This is a genomic window from Promicromonospora aerolata (genome assembly GCF_042682255.1).
Taxonomy (GTDB): domain Bacteria; phylum Actinomycetota; class Actinomycetes; order Actinomycetales; family Cellulomonadaceae; genus Promicromonospora; species Promicromonospora aerolata.
In genome coordinates this window covers 2,789,775-2,803,339 of the sequence record NZ_JBHUHF010000001.1, presented here as the reverse complement: position 1 = coordinate 2,803,339, position 13,565 = coordinate 2,789,775, and the positions used below count along the sequence as shown (strand labels likewise).

Here is a 13,565-nt window from a genome sequence, read left to right as displayed (position 1 = left end):
CTCGCGGCGCGGTGGGCCCTCATGGCCCGGCGATCGCGCCTTCGTGCGGCAGCCGATCGTGAAAATCATCGCGCGCCGGGATTGACCCAGGCTGCGCGTCCTGTCGGGGCGGCCTCCTGGGAGACCGAAGCACAGGCTCGGGGGTCGGAACGTGACGACCGGGCAACCGATGTACGTCATTCATGGTACGCGCACGATGTTTCCGCGTGGTTAGCGAAACACGTCAACTACCCCGTTAGTAATGAACGCCACGTGGCGGACGGCCCGTGCGGGCGTGCCGTCCGCCACCTGGCGTCGGGGACAACTCGCTCAGACCGCGCCGAAGCCGACCTTGCGCTGCTCCTCGGTGCCGATCTCGACGTAGCCGATCGCTGCACCGGGAATGATCACTTGGCGGCCACGGGAGTCGGTGAGCTCGAGGGTGCCACCGGTCAGGGCCTTCTTGACGGCAGTCGCGACGGCTTCCGCGCTCTCTTCCGTCTCGACCACGACCTCGCGCGGCAGGTGCTGCACACCGATGGTGACGTCCACGTTTACTCCAGTTCGGTCGGGGGGTTGCGCCAGGTGCCCGGTGTTCCGGGGACCCGGCCTGACGATCCTAGTCACGCTCCGGCGCGGTCGGCCCGCGGTTTCGCCGTGAGCCGACAGGACGGGGGCGTCCCGTCCTGTCGGGCGCCGGGGGCGGCGGCACGCGAGGCTCCCTGTGGACGGGTGCCTGGGCTGCCGGGCGCGTGCGTGGCACCATGGTCGGCGTGAGTAGTCCGTCCTCCCCCCGGCGTGCCGGCAGGCACGCCTCTGGAGGCGCGTCCGCCGGGCGTGGCCCGGACGGCGTCGACGCCGGTCGCTCCGCCCGTCGCCCCGCCGCTCGACAGGGCAGGCGGCGCGCCGCGCAGAACCCCCGGCGTTCGGTCGTCGCGCTCAGCCTGTGCCTCGCGGCCGGGCTGGGTGGAGGCATGGCGGCGACCATGAGCACCGAGCCGGACGCGTCCGCTGCCGTGGTGGCCGGGGCGGTCGAGGACAGCCTGGGCGTGGAGGCGGCCGACGCGGTGCGGAACGCGTACGAGGCTGCCCGCTCCGGCAACCGCACGTCGCCCCCCGGGCAGACGCTCCCGTCGGGCGCTGCCGCGCAGGCCGACTCCGCCTCGGGCACGGGTGCCGGGGTAGGGGCCGGCGGCCCGGGAGCCCTGCCGGACACGCTCGCCTCCGAGCTGCCCGCACCCTTGACCTCCGCGTCGCCGGATACCGCTCCCGAGAAGTCGCCGCCGCCATCGCCCAGCCCCAGCCCGAGCGCGAGCCCGAGCCCCGCTCCGGAGCCGGGTTCCGGTCTCCTCGGTGCGAAGATCGCCGTGAAGCAGCAGCTGTCGGGCGAGCTCGTCGTGGCTAACGGGTCCCGTCCGGCGCCCGCGGACGGAGCCGACGGAAAGGTCTGGCGGGTGCAGATCGCGGTCGAGAAGGGGCTGCCGGTGGATCCGGAGGCGTTCGCCGAGGCGGTACTGGCGACCCTGAACGACCCGCGCGGCTGGAACGCCGCTGACGGTTCCACCTTCGCCTGGACCGACACCGAGCGCTACGACGCCCGGGTGGTGCTCGCGAGCCCTGGCACCACCGACGAGCTCTGCCTCCCGCTGGACACGATCAGCGAGCTGTCGTGCGGCATCGAGGAGACGGCGGTGCTCAACTTCAAGCGCTGGGCCACAGGGTCGCAGGCGTGGGAGAACACCGCCCGCTACCGGCAGTACCTCGTGAACCACGAGGTGGGGCACGTCATCGGGTACCGCCACGACCTGTGTGCGGGCGAGGGCGAGCACGCGACGGTCATGGTGCAGCAGACCACCACCACGAGTGGCTGCATCCCGGAGCCCTGGCCCGTCCCCGACGCCGGTTGAGCACCCTCCTACCGGACGAACCAGGCATTCGTGACCCCTCCGCGCGGGGCGTCGGGGAGTGTCAGTGGCTCGTGGTTCGATCGTCCGCGTGACACCGACCCTCGCTCTCGCACCTCGGCTGACGCCGCCAGGGACTCATCCCGAGGCTGCTGCCGCCGTGCCGCTCGACGACACCCAGGCTGCCGCCGCCGAGGCTGCGCTGAGCCACCACGCGACGCTGGTCCTCGGTGCACCCGGCTCGGGCAAGACCACGGTCACCTGCGAGGTCGCTGTCCGGGCACTGGCCTCGGGTCTGCGTCCGGAGCGTGTCCTGGTGCTGGCGTCCTCCCGGCGTGCGGCGGCGCGCCTGCGGGACGAGGTGGCGGCGCGCGCCGGGCGGACGGTCGGTGCGCCGATGGTGCGTACTGCGTCGTCGGCGGCATTCGCGGTGCTCCACAAGCGGGCCGCGGCGCTCGAGCAGCCCACGCCCACCCTCGTCTCGGGTCCCGAGCAGGACCTGGTGCTGGCCGAGCTGCTCGCGGGTCACGTGGCCGGCGAGGGGCGGCCGCTCGCGCTGCCGGCCGGCCTGCCGGAGGAGTCGCTCGGTTTGCGTGGGTTGCGCCAGGAGCTGCGCGACCTGCTCATGCGTGCTGCCGAGCGCGGCCTCGGGCCGGTCGAGCTCGACGAGATGGGGCGTGCGAACGACCGTCCCGAGTGGGTCATGGCCGCGCAGCTCTACGAGGAGTACCTCGACACCATGGCGTTGCGGCTCGCCACACCCGACGCCGGGCCGCGTTACGACCCGGCGGTGGTGATCGACGAGGCCGCCGAGTCACTGCGCTCGTGGGACGACGAGGTGCCGGGAACTGCCCGTCCCACGTGGGACCTGGTGGTGGTGGACGACTACCAGGAGGCCACGGCCGCGACGGTCCGTCTCCTGCGGGTCCTGCACGACGACGGTGCGCGCCTGGTCCTGTTCTCCGACCCCGACTCCGCGGTCCAGACCTTCCGTGGGGCGGCGCCGGGTCTCACCGGCCGGGCCGCCGCGCCGGCTGGTCCGGGTCGTGAGTTCGGCGCCTTCGACGCCGAGACGTTGGTACTGGGGACGGTCTGGCGGCAGTCGTCGGAGCTGCGTGCCGTCACGCGCGCGGTGACGAACCGGATCCCGGTGTCGGCGAGCGCGCTGCACCGTCGCGCGACGGCGTACGCGCCGGATCCTGCTGCGGCGGGCGAGGCCGAGGCGGCCGCCGCCGACTCCAGCAACTCCAGCAACTCCCGAAACGATGCCGATGAGCCGGCCGCGGAGACTCCCGCGAAGACACCCGCGGAACCGCTCGCGAAGACACCTGCGGAGACGCCCACGGAGACGACGCCGTCCGTGCAGGTGGCGGTGCTCTCCGGAGCGGCCCAGGAGGCCGCCTGGGTCGCGCGCGAGCTCCGGGCCGAGCACCTGCTGCGGGGCACGCCCTGGGAGCGGATGGCGGTCATCGCACGCAGCGGTACCCGGTTGGCGGCGCTGCGGCGTGAGCTGGTGTCGGCGTCGGTACCCGTCGCGTTGCTCGGGTCGGACCTGCCGCTGCGTGACGAGCCCGCCGTGGCGCCGCTGCTCGCTGCCGTCAAGACGTGTGCGGGCGCACCGCGCGGGAGCCTGGAGGCGTTGATCGCCGAGGAGCTCGACGGCGCGGATCCGGTGCTCGACCCCGAGACGGCGGCGCTCCTGCTCATCTCGCCGATCGGCGGCCTGGACGCCGTGGCGCTCCGGCGGCTGCGGCGTGCGCTGCGGGCGGACGAGCTGTCGGCCGGCGGCGGTCGCACGTCGGACGCGCTGCTGGTGGAGGTGCTGGGCGATCCGGCCCGCGCGGCCCTGCTGCCGGCGCAGGTGCGGCGCGGCCCGCTCGCCGTGGCCCGGGTGCTCGCCGCCGGGCGGGAGGCCGCGGGCGAGCCTGGTGCCACCGCACAGACGGTGCTCTGGGCCGTCTGGGCGGCGACCGGCCTGGCCGAGCGGTGGAGCGCCGCGGCCCTCACCGGTGGCCCGGCGGGTCTGCGGGCCGACCGCGACCTCGACGCGGTGCTGGCCCTGTTCCGTGCCGCGGAGACCTTCGTGGACCGGATGCCCGGTGCCCCGGTCGCGGCGTTCGTCGACTACCTGGCGTCGCAGGACCTTCCGGCCGACTCACTGGCGGCGTCGGCCCAGGGTGCGGGCGCCGTGGAGGCACTCACGCCCCCGGGGGCCGCGGGGCGGGAGTGGGACGTGGTGGTCGTCGCCGGTGTGCAGGACGGCGTCTGGCCCGATCTGCGCCTGCGCGACTCCCTCCTCGGCTCGCAGGCGCTCGTCGAGCTCATCGCCGGTCGCTCGGAGGACGGGCGGGTCGTCGGCGCGGAGGCACGGCGTCAGGTCCTCACCGACGAGCTGCGCGCCTTCGCGGTGGCGGTCTCCCGTGCCCGACGGCGCCTCCTGGTCACCGCGGTGGAAGACACGGAGGAGGCGCCCAGCGTGTTCTGCGACCTCGTGTCCCCCCGGGACGACGGCGGCGAGGGGCCCGACCCGCGGCGGGTGCCGGTCGGGCCCCCGCTCGACCTGCGCGGCGTGGTGGCCGCCGCCCGTTCCGAGCTGGTCCGGGCGGCCGCGCTGTCGGCGTCGGGCGACCAGCCCGCTGCCGGACTCCTCGCGGACCTCTCTGCGGCGGGGGTCGCCGAGGCCGACCCGAGCACCTGGTACGGCGTGGCCGGGGTGTCGAGCGAGGTGCCGCTGTGGGGCGCGCAGGACACGGTGACGGTATCGCCGTCGAAGGTCGAGACGGTGACCACGTGCGCCCTGCGCTGGGCGTTCGAGGCGGCGGGCGGCACCAAGCCGGACGCCACGCACCAGACCCTCGGCACGCTGCTGCACTCGATAGCGCAGAGCCACCCGAAGGGTTCGCTCACCGACCTGCGGAAGGAGCTGGACCGCCGCTGGCCGGAGCTCGCGCTGCCCGACGGGTGGCCGTCGCTGCAGCTCCGCAAGCGCGCCGAGCGCATGGTGGAGCGGCTCGCGGACTATCTGGCCGACTCGGGAGAGCCGCTGCTCGTCGAGGCCGACTTCGACCTCCAGGTGGGCCGTGCCCGGCTGCGTGGCCAGGTCGACCGTGTCGAGGACGCGGGCGACGGCAGCGTGACCGTGGTGGACCTCAAGACGGGAAAGTCCGCGGCCAGCAAGGACAAGGCGGCGGAGAACCCCCAGCTCGGCGCGTACCAGCTCGCGGTGCAGCAGAGAGCGCTCGACCTGCCGGACGGCGCCGTCAGCAAGGGCGCGAGCCTCGTCTACGTCGGCACCGAGACGGTGTCGGCCAGCGTGCGGAACCAGCCGGGCCTCATCGCGGACCCCGACGGCAACAGCTGGGCGCGTGACACCGTCGAGGGCGCCGCCGACACGATGGCCGCGGCCCGGTTCGCCGCGAAGAACAACGACCTCTGCGAGATGTGCGGCGTGCGGCGCTCCTGCCCGCTGCAGCCCGAGGGACGAAAGGTGGTCGAGTGACCGAGCCGGAGATCCGCCTGTCCGCACGTGCGATCGCACGGCTGCTCGGTCGGCACGAACCCACCGACGAGCAGGTCCGCGTCATCGAGTCGCCCCTGGAGCCCGCGCTCGTCGTGGCGGGCGCGGGGTCGGGCAAGACCGAGACCATGGCCGCGCGCGTCGTGTGGCTCATCGCCAACAAGCTCGTGCAGCCGGAACAGGTGCTCGGCCTCACGTTCACGCGCAAGGCTGCGGGCGAGCTCACCCAGCGCGTCCAGACCCGGCTGGCGCAGCTCAACCGGGCGCTCGGCGAGGAGTCGGGCGAAGCGCTCGCCGGGCTGGACCTCGACCGGCCCACCGTCGCCACCTACAACGCCTACGCCGCCTCGCTGGTCGCCGACCACGGCCTTCGGCTCGGCGTCGAGCCGAGCGCCCGCCTGCTCGGCCAGGCCGAGCAGTGGCAGCTCGCCTCCCAGGTGGTGGAGTCCTGGGACGAGGACCTCGGCACCGACAAGGCCGTCAGCACCGTCACCGGCGCCGTCGTGGCCCTGTCGGGCGCGCTGGGCGAGCACCTCGTCGACCCCGCCGAGGCCCGCGACCGCCTGACCGAGATGGCCGAGCACCTCGAGTCCGTCCCCCTCGCCCCGCGGCAGAAGAAGCGCACGAAGGACGTCGACAAGCTCATCGGCTCCGTCGCCGAACGGGCACGGTTCGTCGACCTCGTCGTCGAGTACCGGCGCCGGAAGCGGATCGCCGAGGCCCTCGACTTCGGCGACCAGGTCGCGTTCGCGGCCCAGCTCGCCCGCGAGGTGCCGCTCGTGGGCGCCGCCGAGCGCGCACGGTTCGAGGTGGTGCTGCTCGACGAGTACCAGGACACGTCCTATGCCCAGGTCGAGCTGCTGTCCGGCCTGTTCGGCGGCGGGCACCCGGTGACAGCCGTCGGCGACCCGCACCAGTCCATCTACGGCTGGCGCGGCGCCTCCGCGGCGGGCCTCGCCCGCTTCCCTGGCCGCTTCCAGCGTGACGACGGTGTCCCCGCCGCCGTCCACTACCTCTCGACGTCCTGGCGCAACGACGCCGCGGTGCTGTCCGCCGCCAACGTCGTGTCCGGACCGCTGCGCTCGCGGACCGGGGCCGGCACGCACGTCGGCGGCGACATGAACGTCATGGTGCCCCCGCTGGACCTGCGGCCGGGAGCGGGTGAGGGCCTGGTGTCCGCGCACGTGGCCGCCACCCTGGAGGAGGAGGCCGACGCCGTCGCCGAGTGGGTCGCGGCCCGCTGGCGGTCCGGCGCGCACCCGGACGGGCGGTCCACGGCGGCCGTGCTGTGCCGGGCCCGGGCCCAGTTCGCCACCATCGAGGTGGCCCTGCGCCGCCGCGGCCTCCCCGTGGAGGTCGTGGGCCTCGGCGGTCTGCTGTCCACGCCGGAGGTGGTCGATGTCGTCGCACTGCTCCAGGCCGCGCACGACCCGTCCCGCGGTGACTCCCTGCTGCGGCTGCTCACCGGCCCACGCCTCAACCTCGGCGCCGCCGACCTGCACGCCCTGGGCTCCTGGGCGGCGGACCTGGCGCGGATGGACGACCCGCGGCGGGCAGCGGCGACCACCACCGACGGCACCGCCGAGGACGCCGCCGACGGCGACGCGGACGACGATCCCCGGGTCGTCGAGGGCGACGTCTCCGACCATCGCTCGATCATCGACGCGCTCGACGACCTGCCCGGCGTGGGCAAGCCGGCCCGGGACGGCCGGGCGCTGTCCGAGGACGCGCACCGCAGGCTGGCCGCGCTGGCCAGGCTGCTGCGCGACCTGCGCGGCCTCACGTACCTCTCGCTCCCCGAGCTGGTGGTCCAGGCCGAGCGCGCGCTCGGGCTCGACGTGGAGGCGGCCACGGCGCTCGCGCTGGCGGGTGCCGGAGTCGGCGGCGCGGTGAGCGAACGCGGCCGCGAACATCTCGACGCGTTCCGGGACGTGGCCGCGTCGTTCGCCCAGTCGTCGGACACGGCGACGCTCGGTGCGTTCCTGGCCTGGCTCGGTGTCGCGGGCGAGAAGGAGCGCGGGCTCGACATGCCGGTGCGGGAACCCGATCCGGACGCCGTCCAGGTGATCACCGCGCACGCTGCCAAGGGTCTGGAATGGGACGCGGTGGCCGTCGCCGGTCTGGCCGACGGGGCGTTCCCCACCTGGGACCGGGGCTCGCGGTCGGGGGAGTCGTCGTCGGGCTGGTTGTCCGACCTCGGCGAGCTGCCCTATCACCTGCGGGGTGACGCGGCCGACCTGCCGAGCTTCGCGTGGCAGCATGCCTCCGACACCAAGGACCTCGTCGCGCTGCGGGACGAGTTCAAGCTCGAGTGCGGCGAGCACCGCCTCGCCGAGGAACGCCGGCTCGCCTACGTCGCGTTCACGCGCGCCCGGAGAGAGCTGTTCCTCACGGCCTCGTGGTGGGGCACGGCGAGCCGCCCGCGCGGTGTCTCCCCGTTCCTCGCCGAGCTGGCCGAGGCAGGTCTGGTCGCGACCGACCTCTGGGCCCCCATGCCCGACCCGGACGCCGAGAACCCGCGCAACGCGGAGGAGCTCACGGCGGTCTGGCCCACACCGGACGCCCGGCCCGACGACACCGGGCCCGACGACGCCCAACAGGAGCGGGCCGCGGCCGACGGCCGGCCTCGTACCGCGCGCGATGTCCTGCGTGCCACGGCCGCACTGGTGGACGAGGCGGCGGAGGAACGCCTGGTCGCGCTCGCGGCGCTGCGGCTCCCGGCCGACGCGCTCACCGCGCCGCGAGGCACCCTCACGGATGCGGCCGGCCACGATCTCGTCGACCTCGCGCGGATGCTCCTCGCGGAGCGCGACCGGCACGCGGACCGGGAGGTCGCGTTCCCTGCGCACGTGTCGGCGTCCGGCCTGGTGCGGCTCGCCGCCGACCGCGAGGCGTTCGCCCTCCAGCTCCGCCGCCCCGTGCCGGTGCAGCCCACCGTGCACGCCCGGCGCGGCACGCGGTTCCACGAGTGGGTGGAGCAGTTCTTCACGTCGGCCACGCTGCTCGACGTCGACGACCTGCCCAGTGCCGAGGACGACGACCTGCCCGAGGACACCGACCTCGACAAGCTGCGCGACACGTTCCTGGGCTCCGAGTGGTCGGCCCGCACGCCGGTCGCGGTCGAGGCCGACGTCGAGACGCCGGTGGCCGGCGTCATGCTGCGCTGCCGCATGGACGCCGTCTTCCGGGATCCGGCGACGGGTCCGGACGCCGTGGTGGTGGTCGACTGGAAGACCGGCCGCGAGCCGCTCGATGCCGCGGCCCGAGCCGCCCGCGAGGTGCAGCTCGCCGTGTACCGGCTGGCGTGGTCACGCTGGACCGGGCTGCCGCTGGAGCAGGTCAGCGCTGCCTTCTACTACGTGGGCTCGGACACCACGGTCCGGCCGGAGCGGCTGCTCGACGAGGCGGAGCTGGAGGCGCTCATCCAGGGCGAGTAGCGCGCGCCGTCGGCCACGCGGGGGCGACCGCTACGCGCCCTCGGCGAGGGTCGCCTCGTCCAGGTCCTCCAGCATCGATGTCGCGTCCTCGACCACCTCGGGCAGCCGGTGCCGCACGCCGTGCAGCAACCATCGTGCAAGCGCCAGCTCGCCCACGAGCATCGCGCGCTCCGCGAGGCGTGCGTCGCTCAGCTCGGTGCGGCGCAGCTGGTAGGCCTCCATGATCGAGTCGACCGCCTCGATCGGGGCCGCGGCGAGGAGCCAGGCGAGGTCGTCGGCGGGGTCGGCGACGCGGGCCTCCGACCAGCCCGAGACCGCCACGACACGCTGCCGGTCCACGAGCAGCTGGTCCGGCGCCAGGTCGCCGTGGGCGACGACGGGCTTGAACTTCCACAGGGACACGTCCTCGAGTGCCGTCTCCCAGCGGCGCAGCAGGGTGGGTGGCACCCGGCCGGTCCGCGCGGCCTCGTCCACCTCGGTGAGCCGCCGCTCGCGGTACTCGGTGGCCGTGTAGCTGGGCAGGCCGCAGGTCTCGACGACGGAGATCGGCAGCTCGTGGATGGCGGCGATGGCCCGGCCCAGGTCGGCGGCCAGGCCCGGACCCGGCTCCAGCGCCTCGACGTCCAGGTTGCTGCCGATGATCCGCCGGTGCACCACCGCCCGGCCGCCCTCCGGCAGCAGGGCGTACCCGGCGACCTGCGGTACGACGAACGGGAGAACGCCCGTGTCGATGTACAGCCGGAGCGCGTCGAGCAGCTCGATCTCGGCCTCCAGGGCCGCGCCGGCCACCGTGGTACGTGGCGCGCGCACCACCCATTCCTGGTCGTCCTGGCCCGTGACGACGGCGACGTCGTAGTCGCCGGCGAGGTCGCCGACGCGCACCGACTGGGCGTCGAGACCAGGCACGGCGGCGGTCGAGAGGGCGGCGAGGGCGAGGGGCGTGCGGGACACGTGCTCACCGTATTGCAGTGTTCGTGGTGCCATGGCACAGCGCGGTGGTGTGTCCCCGCTCCTGCACGGACGAGGTGAGGCCCGTCACGCCGCGCTCGCGACTACTGTCGGTCCTGTGCCAGTCGTCGATCTCCCGTTCGCCCGTGCCGCCCACTACCGCGCCGCGCACCGACGCGCCGAGCCCGGACTCGTCGACGACCTCCTGAAGGAGCCCGGCACCCGCGTGCTGGTGGTGCGGGGGAACCGAGCGGCGATGGCCGGACAGGAGGCGGCCCTGTTCGCGCCCGACGACGTCGCGCACCTCGCCGTCGGCACGCACCTCTTTCTCGGGGAGGCCGACGGTGTCGCCTACCTCGCGGCAGTCCTCGCCGACGCCGAGGCGGAGCCCGGCCTCGACGTCGACTGGGCGGGGCTGCGCACCCTCGACGCGCCCGACCTGGCGCACGGGCTGGTCGTCGAGGCCATCGCCCTGTCGCAGTGGCACGCCGTGCACACCCACTGCCCGCGATGCGGCACGAGGACGGCGGTGACGCAGGGCGGCTGGGTACGGCACTGCCCGGCGGACGGCACGAACCAGTTCCCGCGGACCGATCCCGCGGTGATCATGGCGGTCACCGATCCCGACGACCGCCTGCTCCTGGCCCGCGGGGCGCAGTGGGCCCCGGGTCGTCGCTCGGTGCTGGCTGGTTTCGTCGAGCCGGGGGAAGGGCTCGAGCAGGCAGTGGTGCGCGAGACCATGGAGGAGGTCGCCGTCGTCGTCGACCCCGACTCGGTCGAGTACCGCGGCAGCCAGCCCTGGCCGCTGCCCGCGTCGCTCATGGTCGGGTTTCGCGCCCGCGCGACCACCACCCGGCTGGTGCGGCAGGAGGACGAGATCGCCGAGGCGGACTGGTTCACCCGCGACGAGGTGGCCACGGCGGTGGCCGATGGCGACCTCGGCCTACCGGGCCGCTCCTCGATCGCCCGCTCGCTGATCGAGGACTGGTTCGGCGGCCGTCTGGAGGACTGACGGCGCCGTCGGTCAGTTCGCCAGCGCGAGCCGCACGGCGGCGAGGCTCGGGTTGGTGGTCGCCGAGCCGTCCGGGAAGACCACGGTGGGTACCGTCTGGTTGCCCCCGTTGACCTGCTCCACGTAGGCGGCCGCCTCGGAATCCTGCTCGATGTCGATCACCGTGTAGCCGATGCCCGCCGAGTCGAGCTGCGTGCCCAGCCGGCGGCAGTACCCGCACCAGGTCGTCGAGTACATCAGGACGGTGCCGTCCTCGGGGATCGGTGCGGTCGTCTCGGACATCTGTACTCCTTGTCAGTGGTTGCTGCGAGAATCGCAGACGATGCTCACCCAGACCAACTCCGCCGCCGGTTCGAATCATCCTGGACCGATGAGCCCCGACGCGATCCTCGCCGCACTCGACCCGGAGCAGCGCGAGGTGGCCCTCGCGCTCAACGGACCGGTGGTGGTCCTGGCGGGAGCGGGTACGGGCAAGACACGCGCGATCACGCACCGCATCGCGTACGGCGTCCGCATCGGTGCCTACCAGCCCACCAGCGTGCTGGCCGTGACGTTCACGGCGCGCGCGGCGGGGGAGATGCGCACCCGCCTGCGGGAGCTCGGCGTCCAGGGCGTACAGGCACGCACGTTCCACGCCGCGGCGCTGCGCCAGCTCGGGTACTTCTGGCCGCGCGTCGTGGGCGGCGCCCCGCCCCGGCTGCTGGAGCACAAGGCGCCGATCATCGCGGAGGCGGCTCGGCGGCTCGGCCTCAGCGTCGACCGCGTGGCCGTCCGCGACCTGAGCAGCGAGGTCGAGTGGGCCAAGGTCTCGCTGATCACGGCGGACGACTACGAGAAGGCGGCGCTCGCGACCGGGCGGGAGGGGCCATCGGGCTACGACCCCCAGACGGTGTCGCGCCTCATCACGGCGTACGAGGACGTGAAGACTGAGCGCGAGGTCATCGACTTCGAGGACGTGCTCCTCATGCTCGGGGACATGCTGAACAGCCACAAGAACGTGGCGGACGAGGTCCGTTCGCAGTACCGGCGCTTCGTCGTGGACGAGTACCAGGACGTCTCCCCGCTGCAGCAGTTCCTGCTCGACCAGTGGGTCGGCGGGCGCAAGGAGCTGTGCGTCGTGGGCGACCCGTCGCAGACCATCTACTCCTTCACGGGTGCTTCGCCGCGTCACCTCCTCGAGTTCCGGCTCACCTACCCGGAGGCGCAGGAGATCCGTCTGGTGCGTGACTACCGCTCGACACCCCAGGTGGTGAACCTTGCCAACGAGGTGCTCAAACGCGCGGGCCGCGCCGGCGGCGCACACCAGGCGCTGGAGCTCGTCGCGCAGCGGGAACCCGGGCCGCCGGCCGCCTTCACGGCCTACGACGACGACGAGGCCGAGGCGAAGGGCGTCGCCACCCGGGCCGCGCGGCTCATCCAGTCGGGCGTGAAGCCGAGCGAGATCGCGGTGCTGTACCGCACCAACTCCCAGTCGGAGGCCTTCGAGGCAGCGTTCGCCGACGCCGGTGTGGGCTACCTCGTGCGCGGCGGGCAGCGGTTCTTCCAGCGCAAGGAGGTGCGCGACGCGATAGTGCTGCTGCGTGGCGCCGCCCGTTCGGCCGATCCCGCGCTGTCGATGCCCGATCAGGTGCGCGACGTGCTCGCGGCCGCCGGCTGGGCCGACCGGGCGCCCGCGGCACGTGGTGCCGCCCGGGAGCGCTGGGACGCCATGCAGGCGCTCGTCTCGCTCGCCGACGACCTGGCTGCCGCGGCGCCGCCGGAGAACCCGGCGACGATCGCCGGCCTCGTGGCCGAGCTCGACGAGCGCGCCGCCGCACAGCACGCGCCGACGGTCGAGGGCGTCACGCTCGCCTCGCTGCACGCCGCGAAGGGGCTGGAGTGGGACGCCGTCTTCCTCGCCGGCATGAGCGAGGGGCTCATGCCCATCTCGCTGGCCGAGAGCGACGCGGCCGTGCACGAGGAGCGCCGGCTGCTCTACGTGGGGATCACGCGTGCCCGGGTGCACCTGGAGGTGTCCTTCGGGCGGGCGCGCAACCCGGGCGGCCGCGCGACGCGCAAGCGCACCCGCTTCCTCGACGGGCTCTGGCCGGACGAGACGCGTGCGCCGCGCGCGCCGCGCACCCGCGGCGCGCCCAAGGGCAGCGCTCGCGAGCACCTGACCGGTGTGCACGACGCGGCGCTCTTCGACGCCCTGCGTGAGTGGCGTCTCGAGGTCGCCCGGGAGACGGACAAGCCGGCCTACACGGTGCTCACCGACGCCACGCTGGCGGCCATCGCGGAGATCCGACCTTCGGCCATCGCCGAACTCGCTCGCGTGGACGGGATCGGACCGGCGAAGATCGACAGGTACGGCGCCACGATCCTCGCGATCGTGGCGAGCGCACCCACCGCACCGGGCTCCTGAACGGTCCGGTGGGCGGGCGCGCGAGGGAACTTTCGGGCGTTCCGAGCCGCCCGGGGACGGCCGTTCGACGGGTCGTCCCCGGCGGTCCGAAAAACTTCTCAAGAAAGTTTGGAAAAAGAGTTGGCCTGCCCCGGCAGCCCGGCATAGTGTTCACATGTCCCTGACGGCAGTGGGCAAGACCGAAAGGTCTGGCCCGGATTCGAGTGAGGAGGTGGGTGTCTTGGAGATGAACCAGATTTCGCAGACGGATCTGCAGGTGTGCACGTACGTGCTCGGCAACAAGCACGTCCCGGCAACCTGCGCAGCTCTGTCCTTCCGCGCGCGCACTCACCGCGGAGGCAGCAAGCCGTCCGCTCTCGCACCC

8 protein-coding genes are annotated in these 13,565 nt (G+C 73.8%); 5 read left to right on the top strand and 3 right to left on the bottom strand.

The features are described 5' to 3' along the window. Nucleotides 1–309 precede the first annotated feature (309 nt). On the bottom strand, nucleotides 310–531 hold the full coding sequence (locus tag ACFSL2_RS12615; protein WP_377198195.1) for a DUF3107 domain-containing protein: 222 nt from the start codon (nucleotides 529–531) through the stop codon (nucleotides 310–312). Nucleotides 532–752: 221 nt separating this feature from the next. Here ACFSL2_RS12615 and ACFSL2_RS12610 point away from each other — a divergent pair, with 221 nt between their 5' ends. From ACFSL2_RS12610 to ACFSL2_RS12600, 3 genes are all read left to right on the top strand, one after another. Beyond that, nucleotides 753–1,886 carry a DUF3152 domain-containing protein gene (locus ACFSL2_RS12610; protein ID WP_377198194.1) on the top strand — a complete coding sequence of 378 codons (1,134 nt, stop codon included), beginning with the start codon at nucleotides 753–755 and terminating at the stop codon, nucleotides 1,884–1,886. Between the two features lie 157 nt (nucleotides 1,887–2,043). Beyond that, nucleotides 2,044–5,382: an ATP-dependent helicase gene (locus ACFSL2_RS12605; RefSeq protein ID WP_465264545.1), complete on the top strand. Its 3,339-nt coding sequence runs from the start codon at nucleotides 2,044–2,046 to the stop codon at nucleotides 5,380–5,382. After that, a complete protein-coding gene (locus ACFSL2_RS12600) occupies nucleotides 5,379–8,837 on the top strand; it encodes a UvrD-helicase domain-containing protein (protein ID WP_377198192.1) in 3,459 nt (1,152 codons plus the stop codon). The genes ACFSL2_RS12605 and ACFSL2_RS12600 overlap by 4 nt, the downstream gene beginning before the upstream one ends. Nucleotides 8,838–8,867: 30 nt before the next feature. On the opposite strand, the gene ACFSL2_RS12595 is transcribed toward ACFSL2_RS12600, so the two are convergent. Further along, nucleotides 8,868–9,788, bottom strand: a complete 921-nt coding sequence (locus tag ACFSL2_RS12595) for a macrolide 2'-phosphotransferase (RefSeq protein ID WP_377198191.1) — start codon at nucleotides 9,786–9,788, stop codon at nucleotides 8,868–8,870. Nucleotides 9,789–9,903: 115 nt separating this feature from the next. Here ACFSL2_RS12595 and nudC point away from each other — a divergent pair, with 115 nt between their 5' ends. Next, the gene (gene nudC, locus ACFSL2_RS12590) at nucleotides 9,904–10,797 is read left to right on the top strand and encodes an NAD(+) diphosphatase (RefSeq protein ID WP_377198190.1); all 894 of its coding nucleotides are present in this window, start codon (nucleotides 9,904–9,906) and stop codon (nucleotides 10,795–10,797) included. A gap of 12 nt (nucleotides 10,798–10,809) precedes the next feature. Here nudC and ACFSL2_RS12585 read toward each other — a convergent pair whose 3' ends face one another. Next, complete coding sequence (locus ACFSL2_RS12585) at nucleotides 10,810–11,079, bottom strand: mycoredoxin (protein ID WP_377198189.1); 270 nt, start codon at nucleotides 11,077–11,079, stop codon at nucleotides 10,810–10,812. A gap of 88 nt (nucleotides 11,080–11,167) precedes the next feature. Here ACFSL2_RS12585 and ACFSL2_RS12580 point away from each other — a divergent pair, with 88 nt between their 5' ends. Next, nucleotides 11,168–13,201 carry an ATP-dependent helicase gene (locus tag ACFSL2_RS12580; RefSeq protein ID WP_377198188.1) on the top strand — a complete coding sequence of 678 codons (2,034 nt, stop codon included), beginning with the start codon at nucleotides 11,168–11,170 and terminating at the stop codon, nucleotides 13,199–13,201. Nucleotides 13,202–13,565: the final 364 nt, after the last annotated feature.